General features: G+C 51.9%; 27 protein-coding genes. 6 read left to right on the top strand and 21 right to left on the bottom strand.

The window, feature by feature from the left end:
- Window position 1 precedes the first annotated feature (1 nt).
- The 7 genes from ruvB to INP78_RS05760 form a co-directional block, all read right to left on the bottom strand.
- Window positions 2–1,048, bottom strand: coding sequence for a Holliday junction branch migration DNA helicase RuvB (gene ruvB, locus INP78_RS05790; RefSeq protein ID WP_194741262.1), 1,047 nt, complete (start codon window positions 1,046–1,048; stop codon window positions 2–4).
- A gap of 139 nt (window positions 1,049–1,187) precedes the next feature.
- Window positions 1,188–1,763 (bottom strand): Holliday junction branch migration protein RuvA, encoded by a 576-nt coding sequence (ruvA, locus tag INP78_RS05785; protein ID WP_194741261.1) that lies wholly within the window; start codon window positions 1,761–1,763, stop codon window positions 1,188–1,190.
- The gene (gene ruvC / locus INP78_RS05780; protein WP_194741260.1) at window positions 1,760–2,320 is read right to left on the bottom strand and encodes a crossover junction endodeoxyribonuclease RuvC; all 561 of its coding nucleotides are present in this window, start codon (window positions 2,318–2,320) and stop codon (window positions 1,760–1,762) included. The genes ruvA and ruvC overlap by 4 nt, the downstream gene beginning before the upstream one ends.
- A 41-nt stretch (window positions 2,321–2,361) precedes the next feature.
- The gene (locus INP78_RS05775) at window positions 2,362–3,090 is read right to left on the bottom strand and encodes a YebC/PmpR family DNA-binding transcriptional regulator (RefSeq protein ID WP_194741259.1); all 729 of its coding nucleotides are present in this window, start codon (window positions 3,088–3,090) and stop codon (window positions 2,362–2,364) included.
- 143 nt (window positions 3,091–3,233) lie between these two features.
- Window positions 3,234–4,136, bottom strand: a complete 903-nt coding sequence (locus INP78_RS05770) for a DMT family transporter (RefSeq protein ID WP_194741258.1) — start codon at window positions 4,134–4,136, stop codon at window positions 3,234–3,236.
- Between the two features lie 36 nt (window positions 4,137–4,172).
- A complete protein-coding gene (locus tag INP78_RS05765; RefSeq protein WP_194741257.1) occupies window positions 4,173–4,550 on the bottom strand; it encodes a nuclear transport factor 2 family protein in 378 nt (125 codons plus the stop codon).
- A 23-nt stretch (window positions 4,551–4,573) separates the two neighbouring features.
- Window positions 4,574–5,092: a MarR family winged helix-turn-helix transcriptional regulator gene (locus INP78_RS05760; protein WP_194741256.1), complete on the bottom strand. Its 519-nt coding sequence runs from the start codon at window positions 5,090–5,092 to the stop codon at window positions 4,574–4,576.
- 124 nt (window positions 5,093–5,216) lie between these two features.
- Between INP78_RS05760 and INP78_RS05755 the strand changes: the two genes are divergently transcribed.
- Window positions 5,217–5,648 carry a CBS domain-containing protein gene (locus INP78_RS05755; protein ID WP_194741255.1) on the top strand — a complete coding sequence of 144 codons (432 nt, stop codon included), beginning with the start codon at window positions 5,217–5,219 and terminating at the stop codon, window positions 5,646–5,648.
- 52 nt (window positions 5,649–5,700) lie between these two features.
- On the opposite strand, the gene yegQ is transcribed toward INP78_RS05755, so the two are convergent.
- The 8 genes from yegQ to INP78_RS05715 form a co-directional block, all read right to left on the bottom strand.
- Window positions 5,701–7,047 carry a tRNA 5-hydroxyuridine modification protein YegQ gene (yegQ, locus tag INP78_RS05750; RefSeq protein WP_194741254.1) on the bottom strand — a complete coding sequence of 449 codons (1,347 nt, stop codon included), beginning with the start codon at window positions 7,045–7,047 and terminating at the stop codon, window positions 5,701–5,703.
- A gap of 6 nt (window positions 7,048–7,053) precedes the next feature.
- Window positions 7,054–7,473, bottom strand: coding sequence for a secondary thiamine-phosphate synthase enzyme YjbQ (locus tag INP78_RS05745; protein ID WP_024930884.1), 420 nt, complete (start codon window positions 7,471–7,473; stop codon window positions 7,054–7,056).
- 103 nt (window positions 7,474–7,576) lie between these two features.
- On the bottom strand, window positions 7,577–8,368 hold the full coding sequence (locus INP78_RS05740; protein ID WP_194741253.1) for a quinoprotein dehydrogenase-associated SoxYZ-like carrier: 792 nt from the start codon (window positions 8,366–8,368) through the stop codon (window positions 7,577–7,579).
- A gap of 96 nt (window positions 8,369–8,464) precedes the next feature.
- Window positions 8,465–8,896, bottom strand: coding sequence for a VOC family protein (locus tag INP78_RS05735; RefSeq protein ID WP_194741252.1), 432 nt, complete (start codon window positions 8,894–8,896; stop codon window positions 8,465–8,467).
- Between the two features lie 68 nt (window positions 8,897–8,964).
- Window positions 8,965–9,492 carry an adenine phosphoribosyltransferase gene (locus INP78_RS05730; protein WP_194741714.1) on the bottom strand — a complete coding sequence of 176 codons (528 nt, stop codon included), beginning with the start codon at window positions 9,490–9,492 and terminating at the stop codon, window positions 8,965–8,967.
- 112 nt (window positions 9,493–9,604) lie between these two features.
- Complete coding sequence (gene aspS, locus INP78_RS05725) at window positions 9,605–11,395, bottom strand: aspartate--tRNA ligase (protein ID WP_194741251.1); 1,791 nt, start codon at window positions 11,393–11,395, stop codon at window positions 9,605–9,607.
- Window positions 11,396–11,427: 32 nt separating this feature from the next.
- Window positions 11,428–12,027 carry a DUF502 domain-containing protein gene (locus INP78_RS05720; RefSeq protein ID WP_194741250.1) on the bottom strand — a complete coding sequence of 200 codons (600 nt, stop codon included), beginning with the start codon at window positions 12,025–12,027 and terminating at the stop codon, window positions 11,428–11,430.
- A 12-nt stretch (window positions 12,028–12,039) separates the two neighbouring features.
- A complete protein-coding gene (locus INP78_RS05715; RefSeq protein ID WP_194741249.1) occupies window positions 12,040–12,306 on the bottom strand; it encodes an FmdB family zinc ribbon protein in 267 nt (88 codons plus the stop codon).
- A gap of 129 nt (window positions 12,307–12,435) precedes the next feature.
- Here INP78_RS05715 and INP78_RS05710 point away from each other — a divergent pair, with 129 nt between their 5' ends.
- Window positions 12,436–12,642 carry a hypothetical protein gene (locus INP78_RS05710; RefSeq protein ID WP_194741248.1) on the top strand — a complete coding sequence of 69 codons (207 nt, stop codon included), beginning with the start codon at window positions 12,436–12,438 and terminating at the stop codon, window positions 12,640–12,642.
- Window positions 12,643–12,662: 20 nt separating this feature from the next.
- Here the strand turns inward: INP78_RS05710 and INP78_RS05705 are convergent, their stop codons facing one another.
- Window positions 12,663–13,034, bottom strand: coding sequence for a glycine cleavage system protein H (locus tag INP78_RS05705; RefSeq protein ID WP_194741247.1), 372 nt, complete (start codon window positions 13,032–13,034; stop codon window positions 12,663–12,665).
- A 214-nt stretch (window positions 13,035–13,248) separates the two neighbouring features.
- On the opposite strand from INP78_RS05705, the gene pbpG reads away from it, so the two are divergent.
- Complete coding sequence (gene pbpG, locus INP78_RS05700; protein WP_194741246.1) at window positions 13,249–14,325, top strand: D-alanyl-D-alanine endopeptidase; 1,077 nt, start codon at window positions 13,249–13,251, stop codon at window positions 14,323–14,325.
- Between the two features lie 95 nt (window positions 14,326–14,420).
- On the opposite strand, the gene INP78_RS05695 is transcribed toward pbpG, so the two are convergent.
- The 3 genes from INP78_RS05695 to INP78_RS05685 all read right to left on the bottom strand — a co-directional run bounded on the left by INP78_RS05695 (window position 14,421) and on the right by INP78_RS05685 (window position 15,941).
- Entirely contained in the window at window positions 14,421–14,918 is a 498-nt protein-coding gene (locus INP78_RS05695) for a DUF3106 domain-containing protein (protein WP_194741713.1), read from the bottom strand.
- 73 nt (window positions 14,919–14,991) lie between these two features.
- Complete coding sequence (locus INP78_RS05690; RefSeq protein WP_194741245.1) at window positions 14,992–15,363, bottom strand: DUF3619 family protein; 372 nt, start codon at window positions 15,361–15,363, stop codon at window positions 14,992–14,994.
- The gene (locus INP78_RS05685) at window positions 15,360–15,941 is read right to left on the bottom strand and encodes an RNA polymerase sigma factor (protein WP_194741244.1); all 582 of its coding nucleotides are present in this window, start codon (window positions 15,939–15,941) and stop codon (window positions 15,360–15,362) included. Before INP78_RS05685 ends, INP78_RS05690 begins: the two co-directional genes overlap by 4 nt.
- 285 nt (window positions 15,942–16,226) lie before the next feature.
- Here INP78_RS05685 and INP78_RS05680 point away from each other — a divergent pair, with 285 nt between their 5' ends.
- Window positions 16,227–17,831 carry a nitrogen regulation protein NR(II) gene (locus tag INP78_RS05680; RefSeq protein ID WP_194741243.1) on the top strand — a complete coding sequence of 535 codons (1,605 nt, stop codon included), beginning with the start codon at window positions 16,227–16,229 and terminating at the stop codon, window positions 17,829–17,831.
- A complete protein-coding gene (locus INP78_RS05675; RefSeq protein ID WP_194741242.1) occupies window positions 17,832–19,331 on the top strand; it encodes a sigma-54 dependent transcriptional regulator in 1,500 nt (499 codons plus the stop codon).
- A gap of 51 nt (window positions 19,332–19,382) precedes the next feature.
- Here the strand turns inward: INP78_RS05675 and INP78_RS05670 are convergent, their stop codons facing one another.
- A complete protein-coding gene (locus INP78_RS05670; RefSeq protein WP_194741241.1) occupies window positions 19,383–20,393 on the bottom strand; it encodes a sodium:calcium antiporter in 1,011 nt (336 codons plus the stop codon).
- A 126-nt stretch (window positions 20,394–20,519) separates the two neighbouring features.
- On the opposite strand from INP78_RS05670, the gene ampD reads away from it, so the two are divergent.
- The gene (gene ampD, locus INP78_RS05665) at window positions 20,520–21,080 is read left to right on the top strand and encodes a 1,6-anhydro-N-acetylmuramyl-L-alanine amidase AmpD (RefSeq protein ID WP_194741240.1); all 561 of its coding nucleotides are present in this window, start codon (window positions 20,520–20,522) and stop codon (window positions 21,078–21,080) included.
- On the opposite strand, the gene INP78_RS05660 is transcribed toward ampD, so the two are convergent.
- The gene (locus INP78_RS05660; RefSeq protein ID WP_194741239.1) at window positions 21,077–22,018 is read right to left on the bottom strand and encodes a DMT family transporter; all 942 of its coding nucleotides are present in this window, start codon (window positions 22,016–22,018) and stop codon (window positions 21,077–21,079) included. The genes ampD and INP78_RS05660 overlap by 4 nt on opposite strands.
- Window positions 22,019–22,179 lie beyond the last annotated feature (161 nt).

The raw sequence follows: 22,179 nt of genomic DNA, 5'->3' as shown, positions 1-22,179 counted from the left end.
ATTACTGCCCGGCTTCTTGCCACAACTCGCCAGACACCATGCTGGCAGGGGCTTTGAGGCCAAAATGCTGGTAGGTCATCAGCGTCGCAACACGACCGCGCGGCGTACGCATGAGATAGCCCTGCTGAATCAAATAAGGTTCCAGCACATCTTCTATCGTGTCGCGCTCTTCGCCAATCGCCGCCGCCAGGTTATCCAGGCCAACAGGACCGCCACCAAATTTTTCCACCACTGCTTGCAGCAATTTGCGGTCCATCACATCCAACCCTTGCTGGTCGACATCGAGCATTTTCAGTGCGGCATCCGCCACTTTGTCCGTCACCACGCCATCGGATTTCACTTGCGCGTAATCACGCACGCGGCGCAGCAAGCGGTTAGCAATACGTGGCGTGCCACGGGCGCGACGGGCAATCTCAGAGGCACCCGCTTGCTGCATTTCGACTTCAAGCAAGCTGGCAGAACGGCTGACAATCTTGGCTAACTCGTCATGGCTGTAAAACTCCAGGCGCGCGACGATGCCAAAGCGGTCACGTAAGGGATTGGTGAGCATCCCGGCACGCGTAGTGGCACCGACCAGCGTAAACGGTGGCAGATCCAGGCGCACACTGCGCGCAGCCGGACCTTCACCGATCATGATGTCCAGTCGGTAATCTTCCATGGCCGGGTACAAAATCTCTTCGACCACCGGACTTAAACGGTGGATTTCGTCAATAAACAGCACATCGTTGGGTTCAAGATTGGTCAGCAGGGCAGCCAAATCGCCCGCGCGTTCCAGCACCGGGCCGGAAGTCATGCGCAGGTTGACACCCATTTCTTTGGCAATAATATGGGCAAGCGTGGTTTTACCTAAGCCAGGTGGGCCGAACAACAGCACATGGTCTAACGCCTCTTGGCGGCCACGCGCGGCATTGATGAAAATCTCGAGTTGACCACGTGCTTTTTCCTGCCCCACATACTCATCCAGCACTTTGGGGCGCAAGGCACGTTCCAGCGCTTCTTCTTGGACGCTGGCAGTGGCAGGAGCGACGAGTCTATCGGTTTCAATCATGGGTGGTCGGTAATGAAGTGCAAAGCAAATTTAGTCAACGCAAAGCCTCATTGCCGGTCACTAAAGAAGTAAGTTATTTTTTGTGATGATACCATGCGGCGTTTGACTATTACAGACCATGGCGCATACGCGTGATGTCTCACTTGGCCAGATACTTCAAGGCCTGGCGGATGCCATCACTGACGCTGACCCCAGGCTCCAGCAATTTGACGGTCGCAGACGCTTCACGCTCGTTGTAACCCAATGCCACCAGCGCATTGAGGATATCATCAGTGGCGGCCTTGGCAGCCGGTTGCGCCGAGGTAGAACCGGTCACCACAAACTTATCTTTCAACTCCAGCAACAAGCGCTCGGCAGTTTTTTTGCCAATGCCGGGAATGCGCGTGAGCATGGGCACCTCTTGCTGGCTCACCGCCAGCATTAAATCATTGACGCTGACGCCACTAAGGATAGACAACGCAGATTTGGCGCCTATGCCATTCACTTTAAGCAATTGCTTGAAAGTGTTTTTTTCCTGCTCGCTGCCAAATCCATACAGCAATTGCGCATCTTCGCGCACCACCATGTGGGTTAACACCTGCACGGGCTGCCCGAGCTCGGGCAGGTTATAAAAGGTGCTCATGGGCACCTCCACTTCATAACCGACGCCATTGCAGTCAATCACGATCAAAGGCGGTGACTTTTCCAGCAATTTTCCCTGCAAACGCGCAATCATACTAATCTTCCATTTCTGACTCTAAATCCGGTCGTGGCCAATGCGCCCAAACCCTGGCCGCCATGCGCATGACAGATGGCACACGCCAATGCATCCGCCGAATCCGGGCTGGGCGTTGCAGGCAATTTGAGTAAGCGTTTAACCATCTCTTGCACCTGCTCTTTTTGCGCATGGCCATTGCCAACCACCGACTGTTTGACTTGCAATGCCGTATATTCCGCCACTGACAATTGACGGATCACCGCCGCTGAAATGGCGGCGCCACGCGCCTGGCCTAGCAATAAGGTCGACTGCGGGTTGACGTTGACGAACACTTTTTCAATCGCCACTTGCGTCGGCTGGTAAGTCGCAATCACTTCAAACAAGCCATCCAGAATCACTTTAAGCCGCTCAGGCAAGGCTTCTTTTTCCGGCTCGCCCTCTGCACTTTTCTTAGCCGCAGCCGTTTTAATCACGCCGCTGGTGACATAAGACAACTTGCCATCCACCGCTTCAATCACCCCAAAGCCGGTGATTCTCAAACCGGGGTCTATGCCTAAAATGCGTTGTACCGCCATCAGACGTCTTTTGACCGCATGCCAGCAGCAAACAGCATCAATTACGCCTCTTCAATCACAGCAGAGGTGTACACATCCTGCACGTCATCCAGGTCTTCCAGCATATCGAGGATTTTCTGCATTTTGACCGCATCATCGCCGGTGAACACCACTTCATTGAGTGATTTCATGGTCACTTGCGCCATCACCGCTTTGAGCCCAGCGGCTTCCAGTGCTTCCTTAACAGTCACAAAGTCACCCGGTGCAGTCACCACTTCAATACTGCCATCGTCGTCAGTAATCACATCTTCTGCGCCTGCTTCCAGCGCCACTTCCATCACTGCATCTTCTGAGACGCCGGGCTCAAACACCAGTTGACCACAGTGTTTGAACATAAACGCCACGCTGCCGTCAGTACCCAAATTGCCGCCGTGCTTGGTTAACGCGTGACGCACATCCATCACTGCGCGCTGGCGGTTGTCTGTCAGACAATCAATAATGATGGCGGCGCCATTGATGCCATAACCTTCATAACGGATTTCTTCGTAATTCACGCCTTCCAGTTCACCCGTGCCTTTTTTAATCGCGCGCGTGATATTGTCTGACGGCATGTTTTCTTCTTTTGCTGCCGCGACTGCCGCACGCAAACGAGGGTTCATGGCCGTATCACCGCCGCCCATGCGTGCGGAAACCGTGATTTCTTTAATCAGTTTGGTGAAGATTTTGCCGCGTTTGGCGTCCTGACGGCCTTTACGATGCTGAATATTGGCCCATTTACTATGCCCAGCCATAGTGCTTCCTTGTATTTTTTAACAACGTTGTTGAGGTAATTTAACCCGCTGATTTTACCACAGCCACCTGATCGCCAAGCGACCGTCGCGCACAACAAAAAAGGCCTGACATTGTCAGGCCTTCATTAAACACTCGCGTTGGATTACTGGCTCTTGCCGTAACCGGGCCGCATCATGAGAATAGAGATCAGGCTGAGTGAAAAGATAATCAACGCCATGCCGGTCATTTCCAGATGGTCCGGCACTTCGTTCAACTGTATCCACGCCGCAATCACACCAATCACTGGCGCCAACATAGACGCCATGCTGGCCACCCCAGCAGGCAGCCGTTGCAAGGCAAACAGCCACAACAACCAGGCCAGCGCACCACACAACACGACGTTAAACAACACGGCACCGATCAGGTACGGCGACCAGTCTATCGGCGGTGCAGGCACCAGCCAGGCAATCAGCACCATAGGCAACGAGCCCAGCAACATCGGCCACGCCGTCAGGTTGATCAAATCCAGCCTCGGATGACGCCTGTGCAACTGCTTGGTCATAATGGCAGACAGCGCCCATGACACGCCAGACAACACCGCCAGCAACATGCTAAAACTATCGGCACGGATATGCAGCGGGTCAAAAATAAACAGCATGCCCAGCACCGCAGCGATCACCGCCAGCCATTGCCAACCGTGTACACGTTCACCCAGCATCGGCCAGGCAAATAATAGCGTCCAGAACGGCATGGTATAGGTCAGCACCGCCGTTTTGCCTGCGCCGCCTTCTACCAGCGCCCACATCAGCACCCCTGTAAAACCAACGTTTTGCAAAATGCCCAGTAGCAGCATGGTTGGGAACTCAGTGAGCCCCATAGGACGGCGCGTCACATACAACACCAGGAACAACACCAGCGCACCAAAAAACGTACGCATGGCCGCGAACTGGAACGGCCCGGCATATTGCAGCGCGCTCTTCATCACCACCCAGTTATAACCCCAGATGATGGTGAGTACCAGCAGCGCGGTCAGCGCTTGCGAACGTTGTTTAATGAGTTGATCCATAAGCCCTGTGTTCCAAAGAGGTATGTTGCGTGTGTGTTAATTCCAGATATGTGTCACTGCCAACCATTGGCCATCAGCTTGTTTCTGGAATACCACTTGCACATTGCCGCCAAATTGCTGCTTAGCGCCATCTTCGCCAATCAAAGCAGCAGCCCAGTTGCCCGTTTGCGTTGCCAGCGTGTCAGTCACAATGGCTTCTTTCATGGTTAATGCATGTTCAATCACGCCAGCTTGAATCAAGCCACCAAAGAACTCAGCCACCGCTTGGCGGCCTTTGACAACGGCACCAGCAGGTGCTGGCATCACAATCGCATCAGCAGCATACAAAGCTGCAATCGCCTGCGCGTTTTTGCTGTTAAATGCGGCGTCAAATTGCTGGTTCAATGCGATTAAAGTATCTACAACAGTTGCCATGGTGAAACTCCTTCATTAAAAAACTAAATTGACTGATTAAAATCCCAGGCGGACATCCCGTGGTCTATCACGCCTAAAATGGCTTGCAAATCATTGCGTTGCTGCTCACTTAAGCCTTGCATGCATAACCGTAAGCGCGTGTAGTAATCCGGCATCACGGCATCCAGCTTGGCCTGGCCCGCTGCGGTGAGCTTGATTTTCACGCTACGCCGGTCTTCGGGCACCGAGATACGCTGCACCAGACCGCCCTGTTCCAGGCCGTCGAGCAACCCCGTCATCGTGGCACGCGTCACACCCAGTTTTTCTGCCAGCACCGATGGCGTCGAGGTCAGGTCGGTTTCGCGCATGAGTAAAATCAGCACCCACCAACGCCCTTGCAGCAAATCATGCTTGCTCAGGCAAGCATCAAGCGCCACCGACAAATCCGTCGCCACACGCAGCAGCATTAAAAAGCTGGCAATAGCAGTCACATCCGCGGCGGGGTACCGTTGGGCAAACCGCTGCAGGACTTCTTGGGTAGGGAGATCTCTAAGTTGCAACATAATTAGCCTCATTATAGTTAGCTAGCTAATTATGTCAAGACAAATACAGACGAGTGAAACAAATATGTTACTACTCACAACATAGGTGTATATTATTAATCCGTGAAAATGAAAGGAGGCAGTGATGAAGACTCTTCAACAAGTACTCAATCAGAAAACACATCAGGGGATGATCAGCATAGCGCCCAACCGCCCTGTTTATGACGCACTCGTCATTCTGGCGGAATATAAAATTGGTGCGCTGGCCGTGATTAAGGACGGCGAACTGGTCGGCATTTTCTCGGAACGCGACTATGCGCGAGAAGTCATCCTAAAGGGCAGATCCTCAAAAAACACCCCCATCAGTGATGTGATGACGCACAAGGTCATCACTGGCAAACCAACAGAACTGGTGGAATCAGCCATGAGTACCATGCTGGATAAACGCATCCGCCACTTACCGGTGCTAGACAATGGCAAAATGCTGGGCATGCTGTCTATCGGCGACATTCTCAAGGAAACCATCAGTTACCAGCAGGAACTGATCAAGCAACTGGAAAGCTATATCCATAGCTAGCATCTATAGAAAAAGGGGAGCCAAGCTCCCCTTTTCAATCGCTGAAGCCGTCTTATAAGTATCTGGCGACCATCGCATTATTCAGCGCAGCCGCGGCAATAGGCAACTTTACAAAGTGACCACTGCCCGCTGCCTGTTGTACCGGCTCGCCGCGCTTATCAAACAACTGCTCCACCACAATATCGCGATTACCGCTAGGATGGATGAGTTGCAACTTGTCGCCCACGGCAAATTTATTGCGTGCCTCAATTGAAGCCAGCCCGCGCTCGGCGTCATACTCCACTACATCGCCCACATACAGGCTGCGGTTTGCACTGGAATGCCCCTGCACGTAATTCTGATGCTCGGCGGTATGGTGGCGCTGATAAAAACCATCGGTGTAACCACGGTTCGCCAGGTTCTCCAACTCCCGCAGCAAGCGCCAGTCAAACGGGCGCCCGGCCACGGCATCATCAATTGCCTGGCGGTAATTCTGGCTGGTACGGGCCACGTAGTAACGGGACTTGGTACGGCCTTCAATTTTGAGTGAGTCCACGCCCAGTGCAATCAGCTTTTCCACATGCTCAATTGCGCGCAGGTCTTTGCTGTTCATGATGTAAGTGCCGTGCTCGTCTTCCATCATCGGCAGCAACTCACCGGGACGGCCTTTTTCCTCAATCAAATAGACCTGATCGGCCGCCGGATGGCGTGGCAAGGAGCCACAAGACGACAGGCTGGATTTCTCCATTTCCGCCTGAAAGTCAAATTCTTGCAAACGAATGACGCCTGCCGCATCTGGCTGCGCATCATGCACTTTGTAATCCCAGCGGCAACTGTTGGTACAGGTGCCTTGATTGGGGTCACGCGAATTAAAGTAGCCAGACAGCAGGCAGCGACCAGAATAGGCAATGCACAAAGCGCCGTGCACAAACACTTCAAGTTCCATGTCTGGGCATTCCTGGCGGATTTCAGCAATTTCATCGAGGGACAATTCGCGCGACAAAATCACCCGCGTTAGCCCCATGCGCTGCCAGAACTTCACCGAGGCGTAATTGACCGCATTGGCCTGGACAGATAAATGGATAGGCATTTCTGGCCATTGCTCGCGCACCATCATGATCAGGCCAGGGTCGGCCATAATCAGGGCATCCGGCTGCATCTCGATCACCGGCGCCATATCGCGCATATAGGTTTTTACCTTGGCATTGTGCGGAGAAATATTGCTGGCGACAAAAAACTTTTTGCCGCGCGCATGCGCCTCCTGAATACCAATGGCCAGATTCTGCATCGAAAAATCATTTTCACGCACCCGCAGGCTGTAACGCGGCTGGCCCGCATATACCGCATCCGCACCATAATCAAATGCCGTACGCATGCGGTCCAGGTCACCCGCCGGGGCTAATAACTCAGGACACTTCATCACTCTTTATTCACCGATAATTTTCACCAACACACGCTTATTACGGCGGCCGTCAAACTCACCGTAAAAAATCTGTTCCCACGGACCGAAATCCAGTTGGCCTTCGGTAATGGCCACCACCACTTCGCGGCCCATAATCTGGCGCTTGATGTGCGCGTCGGCATTATCCTCGCCGGTATCATTGTGGCGATAACCACTCACTGGCTCATGCGGCGCCAGTTTCTCTAGCCACACTTTGTAGTCATGGTGCAGGCCACGCTCGTCGTCATTAATAAACACGCTGGCGGAAATATGCATGGCATTGATCAGCACCAGACCTTCTCTCACACCGCTTTCACGCACGCACGCCACCACATCCTGCGTAATGTTTTTAAAGTCCATACGCGCCGAAATGTTAAACCACAACTCTTTACGAAAACTTTTCATTTTGTCCCTTTCCCCAAAGCGGTTATTTTAGCACCTTGCCGAAAAAGTCATTTGCCATAAAACAAAAAAGGCCTCCGAAGAGGCCTGGCTGTCTCATTTTTTGCTAGCTGTGTACATCCAGACTTTGCGTAAAGGTTTTCCCTTCATTATCCGTGGCGACTACTTCCAGCTTGCCCGGTGCGTCCGGCACAAAGCTAAATTTCATATAAGGATCTTCGCTAGTCCCTACCCCCACATCGACGGTCATCACTTCTTTGCCGTTGTAGGTAAACGTTGTTTTGTTGATATAAAACGCAGGGACATAGCCTTGCGAGACCAGGTCGCGCTGCAAGCCGGTACGCATGACATGGCGGATATTAAACGTCGCCGTGGCCGGCTCACCAAACTTGGGCGCATCCACATTTAACTTGATTTTGCCTGCGGCTGCGCGCACTTCAGCTTCATTATTGTCCACGGTGCCGCCACAGCCACCCGCGGCGCGAATTTCACGCTTGCCCATATACAACTTGCCATCGGCAGTTTCACCAATCAACCTGACAAAAGAATCCGTTTCCTGGCGGATACGGGTGGCCATTTGAAAGCCGTTGAGCATGTCGGTTAAGTGATAAGTTGAAGCCAGTTGAATCGGGTTGGCATCGACAATCACATAGAGTTTTTTAAGCGCGACGCCATTGGCGGCGGCCTTGTCATAAATCAGCGTCACCGGCACCTGGGCACCGCTTTCAGCGCGGCGGGGTGCTTCAATTTTCAGGAAATCGACTTCCTGAATATCACGCTTGGGAAAAAAGGCTTCTTTGACCACCGCCCATAATTTAGGGTCGGCTTCTGCCTGCGCCAGGCCACTCACACCCAAGGCCAACAGCCCGACTACTGTCATCATCCATCTATTTTTCATGATCTTCCCCCATCTTTAATCATTGATTTAATTTGCATGAAAATAATTGTCTAACGAAAGCCCAACGACAATATGTGATGCGCATCACACACAGACTCAAGCCAGCTTGCTTGGGTCACCGGAAGGCCGCATTTCGTAGTTTGGGTCGGCATATTCAGCAAAATTCAGCTCCACGCCATTGCCCGCCGGGTCACGCATATTAATCTGGCGGATACCATTGGCGAGGATGCGCGTGGTGTAAGTCACGCCCCGTGCCTGCAGATTGGCCTCCATGGCTGCCATGTCATTACAGTTAAATGACACATGATCATAAGTGCCATGCACATGCAGCTGTGGCGGCTCGGCAGTTTTGTATTCTGCCAGGTGCACCACGGCCTGTTTGCCTATATACAGCCAGTAGCCATAAGTGGTACTCGCCACGCGTTTACCGACCGTCAAGCCCAACACGTCACAATAAAAGTCGCGCAACAGATGCATGGTGTCGCGGTCTGTGCGAAAGTTGACATGATCAATTCCTGTCAATGGCATGATTTTCCAATCTAATGAGTGCCGTATAAAAAGTGTGTGCAAACAATCTGCGCAATATAGTACAAAAACTAATGGCCTTCAAATTGACACAGGGCAAAGGGTTGGACGCCATTTGCCTGCAAATGTTGCAAACCGCCCAAGTCTGGCAAGTCAATGACGAAACCAGCATGTTCTACCACACCACCCAGTTGGCGGATCAGCGCAACCGCTGCCAGGGCCGTACCACCAGTTGCGATCAAGTCATCTATCAGCAAAATATGTTCGCCTGCAGCAATAGCATCCAAGTGGATGTCTAATGCATCTTCACCATACTCCAGCGCATAGCTTTGTGAAATGGCCGCGCCAGGCAACTTGCCAGGCTTGCGTACTGGCACAAAGCCCAGTCCCAGCTTGCTCGCCAAAGCCGCACCAATCACAAAACCACGCGCCTCAATACCAACCACCTTATCCAGGGCGAGATCAGCATAATGCAGCGCCAGGGCATCAATCGTGGCATTAAAAGCAGCCGCATCCTTGAGCAAGGTCGTGATATCACGAAACTGGATCCCCGCTTTAGGGTAATCTGCAATGGTGCGTATATAACTGCGGATATCCATCATGCGCCACCTCAGGCATTCACTCCAATAAAAAACGCGCCTACCCCTGGTAGACGCGCTTTGTTTCCCTGCACTGGCCGGTCACCCATGCTGGTCACCGAGGCCGATCGGCTTAGTTGCCAGCGACGTTTTGCTGACGCACGCGGATATGCAAGTCGCGCAGTTGTTTCTCGTCCACCTCGTTTGGCGCATTGGTCATCAGACATTGCGCACGCTGGGTTTTCGGGAAAGCGATCACGTCACGGATAGACTCGGCACCGGTCATCAGGGTCACCAAACGGTCCAGACCAAAAGCCAGGCCGCCGTGCGGAGGCGCGCCGTACTGCAGCGCATCCAGCAAGAAGCCAAACTTCTCTTGCGCTTCTTCCTTGCTGATTTTCAGTGCATCAAACACTTTGGACTGAATGTCTTGTTTGTGGATACGCACTGAACCGCCGCCCACTTCCCAACCGTTGAGCACCATGTCATAAGCTTTAGACAAGCATGCGCCAGGATTGCTGACCAGCAAATCTTCATGGCCATCTTTAGGTGCGGTGAACGGGTGATGCAAGGCGACCCAGCGGTCAGCCTCTTCATCATGTTCAAACATCGGGAAATCCACCACCCACAATGGCGCCCACTGACGACCATCGACATGGCCTTTTTCGTGACCGACTTTGGTACGCAAGGCACCCAGCGCTTCGTTAACGATTTTGGCTTTATCGGCACCGAAGAACACGATGTCGCCATTTTGTGCGCCCGTGCGCTCAATAATCGCTTGCAGCGCATTGACGTGAATATTCTTCACGATTGGGCTTTGCAGGCCTTCTTCGTTCAGTTTGGTGATGTCGTTGATCTTGATATACGCCAGACCTTTGGCACCGTAAATTTTGACAAACTCAGTGTAAGCATCAATCTCTGAACGGCTAATAGCCGCACCGTTAGGCACGCGGATCGCAGCCACGCGGCCACCCGCCATATTGGCCGCACCGGCAAACACTTTGAAATCGACATCTTTCATCACATCGCTGAGCTCTGTGATTTCCAGTGTCACGCGCATGTCTGGCTTGTCTGAACCGTAGCGGTTCATGGCTTCAGCGAAAGGCATGCGTGGGAATTTGGCCGGCAAGTCGACATCCTGAATTTTCTTCAGCATGCGGCGAATCATCTCTTCGACGATGTCCATGATTTCATTTTCTTCCAGGAACGATGTTTCAATATCGACCTGGGTGAATTCTGGCTGACGGTCCGCGCGCAAATCTTCGTCACGGAAGCATTTGGTGATCTGGAAATAACGATCAAAACCGGACACCATCAGCAACTGTTTAAACAATTGCGGAGATTGTGGCAAGGCGAAGAACATACCGTGGTGCACACGGGATGGCACCAGATAGTCACGCGCACCTTCTGGTGTAGAGCGTGTCAGCATCGGTGTTTCCACTTCGATAAAGCCGTTGTCATCCAGGTAGTCACGCAGGTTTTTAGCCACTTTGTAGCGCAACATCAGGTTTTTCTGCATGGCAGGACGACGCAGGTCGATATAACGATGTTCCAGACGCACGGTCTCGGTCAGGTTGTCGTCATCCAGCATAAATGGTGGCGTCAATGAAGCATTCAGCACTTCAATTTCAGTCGCCAGCATCTCGACTTCGCCAGTTGGCAAGTTAGCATTCACGGTGCCTTCAGGACGCGCACGCACTTTACAGACCACGCGCAACACAAACTCGCTGCGAACGGTTTCAGCAATCGCAAATGCGTCTTTGGTATCCGGGTCAATCACAATTTGCGCCAGACCTTCGCGATCACGCAAATCAATAAAAATCACGCCCCCGTGGTCGCGACGACGATGGGCCCAGCCACACAGTGTCACGGTTTGTCCAATATGTTCGCGGTTCAAGTGACCGCAATAATGTGTACGCATCATAATAATTTTATAAAGTTAAAGTGGTGTTGCGGTTAATGATGTTTAGGCAAGGGCGCCACTGTACCCATGCTGATGATGTATTTCAAGGCCTGATCGACGCTCATGTCGAGCTCCACGACATCGGACTTGGGCAACATCAGAAAGAAACCTGACGTCGGGTTAGGTGTGGTCGGCACATAGACACTGACATACTCGCCTTGCAAGTGATTGGCGACATCGCCACCCGGGGTGCCAGTTAAAAAGGCAATGGTCCATGAGCCTTGACGCGGATACTCGATCAACAGTGCCTGGCGGAAAGCATTGCCGGAATCAGAAAACAGGGTGTCAGAGACTTGCTTGACGCTGGAGTAAATGGATTTCACCACCGGCACGCGGATCAGCAAGCCTTCCCACAACTCAATCAACTGCTGGCCGAAAATATTGGTCGCCACCAGTCCGGTCGCCAGCACAATTGCCACGGTCAAGATGACGCCAAAGCCCGGGATATCAACGCCAAGCAAGGCTTCTGGACGCCAGGCCACTGGCAGCAACAGCAAACTCTGGTCCAGCGTTTGTACTAAAGTTTTAAGCACCCACACCGTAATAAACAGTGGGACCAGCACCAGCAAACCTGTAATGAAATATTTTTTCATGCGTCTTGTTTTTTAATGGCAGGCACAGCCTGGGTTGCACTTGGCAGCACTCTCTGTGCTGGCAGATTCGGCAGGTTTAGCGCTGGAGGCAGGCTGACCGTTTTTGAAGTCAGTGGCATACCAGCCACTACCGCTCAACTGAAAATTAGGGGCAGACACCTGTTTGCTAAAGGTCTCTTGCGCGCACTTGGGGCACGCCTCCACAGAGGGCGCAGATACCTTACGCATCAGCTCTTGCTGGTAACCACACGCTGTACATTGAAAATCGTAGATAGGCATTTGTTAACACAACCTGAAGGGCAACTTGCTGGAAAAATTTCACCAAGCGCAAATTATACCTGATTCGCGTTACAAATCACCAAAAGCACAGCGATGTATTTGAATTGAAAAGACTTTAAGGAGCACGACATGCAACAACTCTCACTCAAACTACCATTTATGCTGACCATGCTGTTTTTTCTAGGATTCGCCAGCCGTGACCTCAACATCCATCACACCATGCTGACATTTAACAGTCAGACACCATCCAACAAAATGGTGACCTTACACCTGGCAGATTTGCTATACGCCGAGCCGACACTCAAAATCAGACGACACTCAAAATCAAAAAACTGAAATAAGGGCCGCAATGGCTTTTAGAGCTGCGCGTCGTAAGCAGCCTGATCCAGCAAAGACGCCACACCACTCGCATCTGGCGCCAGCCTGAATATCCAGGTGGCATAGGGATGGTCGTTGATCTTTTCCGGCGAAGAGAGTGCCTCTTCATTGACCGCTTGAACCACGCCTGTCAGCGGCGCATAAATATCTGAACCGGTTTTAACGGATTCAATCAAGCCGCAGACACTGAATTGCTGCACGGATTGGCCCACTTTTGGCGGATCCACAAAAACCACATCACCCAGCATATTCTGCGCGTAATCGGTAACCCCAACCAACCATGCACCGTCTTCGGCCTGCGCCGCCCAAGTGTGGTCTTTAGAAAAGAAGTATTTCAAGCCTGCTGACATATGATTTAAAAATCAAAAGTTTAGTGGATAATTATTGTGCCACAGTCTGCGAAACGCACCAAAACTTATTCAGACCGGCCAAAAAACTGTTTAATTTTTTACACTAAAAAATTGCGATAAGTGATTGACTCTGAATAATAACTGGGCAATAATGAATCGGGTTTTCGGAAGGTTGATTATGAGTTTTTTCAAGCATTGTCTTAAAGTGTTGCTAATGTGTTCCATCGCTTTCGCACCTGCGGGTCAAGCCATAGCAAAGTCACCTTCTAAAAAACAGACCGTTTCTGCGGCCAAAAGTAAAAAATACAGCACGCGATCTTCACAATATCGTGTCAACCCAGAAAAAACCAAATCCATGCGCCCGGTTAAACTCCATGCGCATGCCAGAAAATCAGCCAGGCCTGCGATTGATGCAGAAATGTTTGATTCATTCCAGGGCAAGTCTGGTAGCAATGGCAATTTATCCATCGCCTCCACCAAAGCCTTGGTGATGAACCAGAACACGCACGAAATCATCTACTCCAAAAACCTGGATACGCCGACACCCATCGCGTCAGTCACCAAATTGATGACGGCCATGGTCGTGCTGGATGCAAAGTTAAACCTGAATGACCAGGTATCGATTACCGACATGGACGTGGATTACCTGAAAGGGACTTCTTCACGCCTGCCAGTGGGCACTACCATGACGCGCGAAGACATGCTGAACCTGGCCTTGATCGCCTCAGAAAACCGCGCTGCTTCGGCATTGGCTACCAATTACCCGGGCGGCAAAGCACGCTTTATTCAGGACATGAATGCCAAAGCAGCCAGCCTGGGCATGATGAATACCCATTTTGAAGACTCTACCGGCCTGACCAGCAACAATGTATCCACGGCCATGGACCTGGCCAAGATGGTACACGCGGCTTATCAATATCCGCTGATTCGTCAAATCACCACCACCTCCGACTACGATTTGAATGTGGGCAGCAGACGCCAACCGATACACTTCCACAACACCAATGCATTGGTGCGTGAGAGCACGAACAGCAGCTGGGAAATCGGCCTCTCCAAAACCGGCTATATCAGTGAAGCTGGCCGCTGCCTGGTCATGCAAGCCACGATCGCAGGCGAACCATTAATCCTGGTATTGCTGGACTCCGTGGGCAAACTGACCCGTATCGGCGATGCCAGACGCATTAAAAAATGGATGGAGCATAACTACAGCACCCTGAGCTCACAAAACGAGGGTGGCATTGTGCTGACAGGCCTCTCAATGAGCAAAACACTGGGCGACGAAGCCAACTAATCACTGCATAGATTCAAATAAAAAACCCGCGATATTCGCGGGTTTTTTATTATCCGATTCCGATCACCAAACAATCAGGCTCTAAAACAATCAGGCTAATGTTCAGCGCCATCAAACTCAGGATCATAACCCTCAGTGATCGCCGCTTTTTGCTTATGCTCTTTCCACTGCTTGCGCAGCACTTCTTTTTTCTCAGGGCTTAAATTCTGGAACTGCTGATAACGCTTGCGCGCATTTTCACGCTCATACGGCGTCATACGGCTCCATTTCACCAACTGATGCTGAATACGCTGCTGCTTTTGCGCATCCATTTTGGGGTACTCTTTGGCAATATCCAGCATCTTCTCACGCTGCCATGGGCGTAAGGTATCCCACTCACCTCCCAGCGGTGATAACACAGCGCGCTGCTGGTCAGTCAGCTGTGACCAAGTCACATTGGCCGCAGGATCAGCAGGGGACAAATCATTCTTGATCGCACCGATATCCGCCATGGCGAGCCAGCGCTGACCGGACTCATCATCAGCCGCATTCACATTGACTGGCGCACACATCAACCACACCACCCACCCTAATAACACAGAATGATTTCGCATCATTTCTCATTGTTCCATTAACACATTATTCTTTTCATCACACCCAGCATTTGCTTGTATCCAGCCTGGCCACTTAAATATTTTCTGAATATTGCCAGGCGTCAAATCCGCTATCAACAAAGGCCTCGACCGGCAAATCATCGCTCAGCAGCATGGCATCATCGTTATGGCTGGCTGAAAGGACAAATAGGCCAACCGCAAAAAATACAGACAAGGCGGCCATACCAGCCATGCGCGGGTGGCCAAAAGAGGCCCAGGACAGCGCATCGGCCCAGGCATGCCCAGACTGGCTTGATTTGGCGAACTGCTGCAATGCCGCCTGTCGCGCATCAGCCAGGCGCGCCTCCACCTCAGCCGACAAAGGGCGATCATCTTGCTTCAGCCACTCAACACCTTCGCGCAGAGGGGTAGGCAAGTCGTCTTCTAGATGACGTTGTTTCCTCATGGCTTCACTCCTTTTTGTAACTTGCGGGTTCCGATCCCGGCTTGCTCTAACAATGTAGATAACGCACTGACCGCTCTCGAGCAATGCGTTTTGACACTTCCTTCTGAACAACCCATGACCGATGCCGTTTCAGCAACATCCAACTCTTCCCAATAACGCAGCACGAATGCTTCTCGTTGACGTAAAGGTAATTTTGCCAATGCCTTTTCGATCAGGGCCATGATTTGCGACCGCTCCAGTTGATCGGCGGGGTTGCTGTCTGCACTTTCAACCTCGATGGTTTCCAGTGGATCATAATCTTCGTCCTCAGACTGGCCAAAAGACGAAAACAGCGTGGTCCATAGGTTGCGTACTTTCTGCCGGCGCCAATAATCCCGCATGGTATTTTGCAGGATACGCTGGAACAACATAGGGTATTCTTCAACAGGTTTACTGGCATATTTATCGGCCAGTTTCAGCATGGCATCTTGCACAATATCCAGCGCAACATGGTCATCACGCACTGCATAAGCAGTTTGCCTGAACGCCCGCTTTTCAACCTGACGTAAAAAATCCGATATTTCTTGCGCACTCGCCACTACAAATCCTCTTCCCCGAGATCACCAGTGTTTGCCACTGACGCACGTGCTTTTTTCGCGATATTGTTGTGAATTATGAGATGTCATCACAGAAATATGCACCGTTTTATCTCCCTGTCGCTTGCGAGTATATCAGTTTTAAATTTATTTACTGTTAGAATAAGGCCGATAGCAGCGAAAGTACGCACACTCCTTAATGACGACGAAAATAACAATGCCCCTGCTTGATTCATTGTATCCATGCCGTTTCCACGCCATCAGCCACGCCTTTGCGGAGTCAGCCTGATGCCTGCAGACACCCTCGCACCAACCACAGACAGAACACCAGACAGCCAGCACCTGCGGCTTTACAGCCTCTTCCGCCTCGGCGCTTCAGGCATGCTGTTTGGCAGCCAGCTTTGGCCTTACTTCAGGAATGCCCCTACCGAGCCTTCATTTTCGTTCTGGCTGCTGCTGATATTCTTCTTGTATGCCATCGCCGTCAGCGTCAGTTTCGAGTCACTACAATGCAAACGTGGCCTGGCATTAAAAGTCCAAACCAGCCTGGATATTGTGTTTATCGTCGGCATGATGCACTTTTTACCTGGCAACCAAAGCGGCATCGGGCTGCTACTGATTATTAATATTATCTTTGCCGGGCTGATCAGTGACGGACGCTTCGCCCTGTTTTATGCCGCCATTGCCACCATAGGTATTTTGCTGGAAAACACCTTCCAGGTGATTCACCGCAACCTGCCGCTCAATGACTACAGCAATGCCGTCTTGTTGTCATTGAGCTGCTTCGCGACGGCCTGGTTGGCGCAAACGCTGACCGCACGCATGCAAACGAGTGAAACCCTGGCAACACAACGCGGCCAGGATATTGAATATCTGGCCAAAACCAATGCACTGATTACGCAGGAAATGCCTAACGGCGTGCTGGTCATAGATCAGCATCAGCAACTCAAGCACTATAACCAGCAGGCCTGCAACCTGCTCGGGCTGGAAGAAGACATGATGCAGGCAGCCGTGCAACTACGCACACCGCTGGCACAACTCATGCCGGCAGTGATACAACTGCTACAGTCTTCGCCCGCCAGCAAACTGACTGCCGCCGATGCCATCAAACTGAGTATTAACAACCGCGACTTGGGCATCCGCTTTCATGCTATTTCTGAGAATATTGATAACGGTGTGGTGATCTTCATTGAAGACTGGTCACAAATCCAAACCCAGGCGCACCAGGTCAAGCTCGCCGCACTGGGCAGACTGACGGCCAATATCGCACATGAAATCCGCAACCCGCTCAGCGCGATCAGCCATGCAACGCAACTCATGCAGGAAGACACCCAGCAGCCCGGCACACAGCGCATGCTGCAGATCATTTCTGATAACGTGCAGCGACTGGATCAGATTATCAAGGACGTGCTAGAGCTCAACCGCCGTGACCGCACCAATCAGGAACAACTCAATATCAACCATTTTGTGCAAGAGTTCTACCAGCAGTTTGGTGCTGTAGAAAAGATAGACCTGGCTCACTTTACGCTAGACCTGCCTGCCAAAGAGAGTACTATCGTTTTCGACCGCAGGCATATCAACCAGATTTTATGGAACTTATGTAAGAACGGCTGGCGGCATAGCCAGCAGCACGCCAAGAGCCTGCAACTGAAAGTGTTGGGCGACAAAAGCGGCCAGTTTATTCATATCACCATCAAGGATGATGGTAGCGGCATAGATCCGAAAATTCAGCCGCATTTGTTCGAGCCATTCATGACCACAGAAAAAACCGGCACCGGCCTGGGTTTATTTATCGCCCGTGAGCTGGCCGAAGCCAACGGCGCAAAACTCAATTACATCAGCAGTGCCAATGGCACGCAATTTTCACTGACAGTTAAAAAGGCAATCGTTTAAATGGCAAATTCTTATCGCTGCCTGGTGGTCGATGATGAGACCGATATCCGGGAACTGGTCGTACTGACCCTGGAACGCATGGGCATACAGGCAGAAAGTGCCAGCTCGGTCACCGACGCAAAACACATGCTGAATTCGTTTAGCTACGACCTCTGCCTGACCGATATGCGACTGCCTGATGGCCTGGGGCTTGAGCTGGTGCAATATATCAATGCGCAATTTCCTGGCCTGCCAGTCGCGGTGATTACCGCTTATGGCAGCGCAGAAAATGCCGTCTCCGCCTTAAAAGCGGGGGCCTATGACTACATCACCAAACCAATCTCCCTCAAGCAGTTACGGCCACTGGTAGAGTCGGCGCTCAAGCTGTCGTCTCAAAAAGAATCTCAAGGCGCTAACACGGTAGACCTGATTGGCGCGTCACCTGCCATGGGTTACGTACGTACCATGATTGCCAAGCTGGCGCGCAGCCAGGCGCCGGTGTATATCAGTGGCGAGTCCGGCAGCGGTAAAGAACTGGCCGCCAGGCTGATTCACCTCAATAGCTCGCGCAAGGACCAGTCTTTTATTGCCGTGAACTGCGGGGCGATCCCGGAAAACCTGATGGAAAGCGAATTCTTTGGCTATAAAAAAGGCTCCTTTACCGGTGCCATCCAGGATACGCTAGGCCTGTTCCAGGCGGCCAACGGCGGCACGCTGTTTCTCGATGAGGTCGCAGACTTGCCACTAGCCATGCAGGTAAAACTGTTGCGTGCGATCCAGGAGAAAAAAGTACGCGTGGTCGGCAGCACTAGTGAGGAAGCGGTAGATGTACGCATTATTTCCGCCACCCACAAAAACCTGAATGCCATGATGGAAAAAGGCGAGTTCCGCCAGGACTTATATTACCGCCTGAATGTGATTCAACTCAAAATGCCCGCGCTGCGCGAGCGGCCAGAAGATATCCCCGAGCTGACTGAACGCTTGCTAGGCAAATTGTGCCTGATGCAGGGCATCGGCATTCCTGGCATTGCAGATGAAGCCAAGGTCTATATTCAACAACTGCCTTTTCATGGCAATGTGCGCGAACTGGAAAACATGCTGGAACGTGCGCTGGCCTTATGTGACGGTGTCACGATTACGGTGGAAGACCTGTCTCTGGAGGAGATGCCTGCCAGCCTGAGCGACAAGCCAGTGCTGCCATGGAATGCCCCCAGTCTGGAACAACCCAGCCAGCCAATCCCAGCCATTCTCGCTGCCACACCACCACGCGAGAGCCAGCCAACGGCCCAGGCAACGCCAGGCGGTACCATGTTGCCTATGGATATCAGCCTGTCTGACTACCTGGAAGATATTGAAAAACGCACTATTTTGCAGGCCCTGGAAAAAACCAATAACAACAAAACGGCGGCGGCTAAATTATTAGGCATCAGCTTCCGTACCCTGCGCTATCGCTTGTCCAAACTGGGCTTGTCAAAAGAACAGGATGCCGACCTGGATGACACCGAAGGCGACGACGAATAAGACAGACAATAAAAAGGGCGACTACAAGTCGCCCTTTTTAGCACCCTAGATCTAGCTCAATACAATCGCCAGATACGCCAGGTAAAACAATCCATTTACCAGCAAATGCCACACCAGTAAGCCACCTTTGGCGATGCGGTAACGCACCCAAATGGCTGCCAGCAAGGTGATCAATATGCCTAACGCAACTTCCTGTCTTGGGGCCCAGTCAGTCAGCATAATGCCAATGGCTGGTAACAGTGTGCCCTGAAACACCATGGCGCCTGTGATATTGCCAAACGCCAGGGTATCTTTACCTTTGCGTATCCACAAAATGCTGTTCACTTTTTCTGGTAGCTCAGTCGCAATCGGAATAATCAGCAAAGACAGCAGCAAAGCTGACACACCTAAAATCGCCGCCGCGGTTTCTACCTCGTTGATAAAGCCTTTGGCGCCTGCAATTAACAGGCCCAGGCCAATCAGCAATTGCAGCACAATGGTCGCCATATTGGTCGGCAAGCCGAGCCTGGATAGCATCATGACGTCTTCAGCTTCAGTCGCATGGCCTTCTTCAACTAGGCCTTTGGAGGCTTTAATCGTCATCAGCACATACACAAAATAGGTCAGAATCATCAGGATGCTGATACCGTAGCGCACCAATGCCTCGGTGTGCGGAATAAACATGGCGATGGTGGCAAAAATAAAGGCCAGGATAAAGAAGTTGAGATCACGAATCAGGCCGGTACGCTCGGGACGAATATGCCCATGCGCGCCGCGACGCTTCAGTACAGAGAGTGCCATCAAGCTGATAGACAGTGTCGCTAGCATCAGTGGTGCACCCAAAATGGCCCCAACACCAATATCATGTCCAGCATGGCTGTCGCCGGTCGATGAGGTATAGGAGAAAATCGCCAGCAAGGGCACCAGCGTTTCCGGCAAGGCCGTGCCCACTGCCGCAAAAATAGAACCGGTGACGCCTTCGGAAATACCGAGCTTTTCGCCTAAATGCTCTAGGGCATTGGTGAAGACCTCAGCTGCCACCAAAATCAGCAGCAACATTAGCAATAATTGTAAAAAAACCATGACTGTTCCTGTCTGGCGGCAATCAATCTCGCATGCGGCCACCGCCTGGCCAGCATGTGCATGACAAACGTGTACACGCGGGCGGAATCATAACGCAATTCGCCCAAATTCACCTACAATGTTCGCATGTCGCACACACCTGCTTCTGCTATCCACATTGATACCGCTGGCCTTGCCAGCCCAGCCCAATACCTATTGTCACCCAATCAGGATGAACGACCGCCACCGGCCGAAGTGGACATGATTGTGATCCACAATATCAGCCTGCCGCCCAACCAGTATGGTGGCCAGGGCATTATGCAGCTATTCACCAATCAGCTAGACCCGCAAGCACACCCCTATTATGCCGAGATTGCGCACCTCAAGGTCTCATCACATTTTTTGATTCGCCGCACAGGTGAGTTATTACAATTTGTCAGTTGTAACCAGCGCGCCTGGCATGCCGGACTCTCCCAATGGCAGGGCCGCGAACGCTGCAATGACTTTTCAGTCGGCATTGAGTTAGAAGGTAGTGACATAGAAGCGTTTGAAGATGCGCAATACGTCACCTTACAGGCGCTGATCCATGCCTTGCGGCAACGTTATGCCATCCAGCATATTGTCGGCCACTCAGAGATTGCACCGGGGCGCAAAACTGACCCCGGCCCATTCTTTGATTGGCAACGCATCTCACGATCAACAGATTAAGCGTCGGCATCGACTGCTTCAGGCGCGCGCGGCGGTTTTTCCAGACTCACAGCCATCACCCCGACCAGCACCAGCGCAGTACCCATCACCTGTATCCAGGACAGTGACTCCCCCAGAAACAGATAAGCCAGCACAATCATCGCTACCGGCCCAATCGCACTAATCAAGGCCGCCTTGCGGCTACCAAGCTGGTGTATACCCAGATTCATCAATACCGAAGGCAATACCGTTGCAATCAGCGCCATTAAAAAAGCCAGCACATACACCGCGTTTGGCAGCGCAGTCACCTGGTCAAACGAACCACTGGCACCAAAATGGGCCGCACTGGCAAGCGCGGCCAGACTCATGGTCATCGCAGTAAACCGGCTGGCACCCAATTTAGGAATCAATTGCCCGCTCACCAGCAAATACCCCGCATACACAATCGCACTCAGCAATACCAGCCATGCGCCATAGAGCGTGTCCGCGGAATCCAGCCCTGCCAATTCCACATCATGGCAGACCACCAGCACTACCCCGGCATAACTGGTCACCATGGCAAACCACTCGCGACGCGTAATAGCGTGTTTGAGAAATAACGCACTCATGGCCACCACCAGCGTTGGGTAGAGAAACAGAATTACCCGCTCCAACCCGGCCGACACATAGCGCAACCCTTCAAAGTTCAGCCACATAGAACCATAACCACCAACCACCGCCAGCAGCAATAGGGCCAGCCAGTCTTTACCAGTCATATCCATAGGCACACCCTGACGCATCGTCCACCAACCCAGTCCAGCAAAAAACGGAATGGCGAATGCCATACGCAAAGCGATCAAGGTTTCGGTATCAATGTGATAGACGTACGCCAGCTTGACCATAATCGCTTTTGACGAAAAAGCCACGGACGATAGCAGCACCAGCATGGCACCGTAATAAGGATGGGAATAGTCTTTCATAGGAGCCCTAAATCAATGGGGCTCACCGGGAAGGGATTACAAGATCAACCGCGGAGAGCCCGCGGTTGCATAAAAATTACGACAAGCAGCAACCGCAGCATGATGTGGCGACTAGCCACAATGCCTTTCGGTTCATCACCACAACAGTAGATTGGAGGAAT

The sequence above is a fragment of the Methylophilus sp. 14 genome (assembly GCF_015354345.1).
GTDB lineage: Bacteria > Pseudomonadota > Gammaproteobacteria > Burkholderiales > Methylophilaceae > Methylophilus.
The sequence above is the reverse complement of the archived record's forward strand: the minus strand, read 5'-3'. Positions and strand labels throughout refer to the sequence as shown.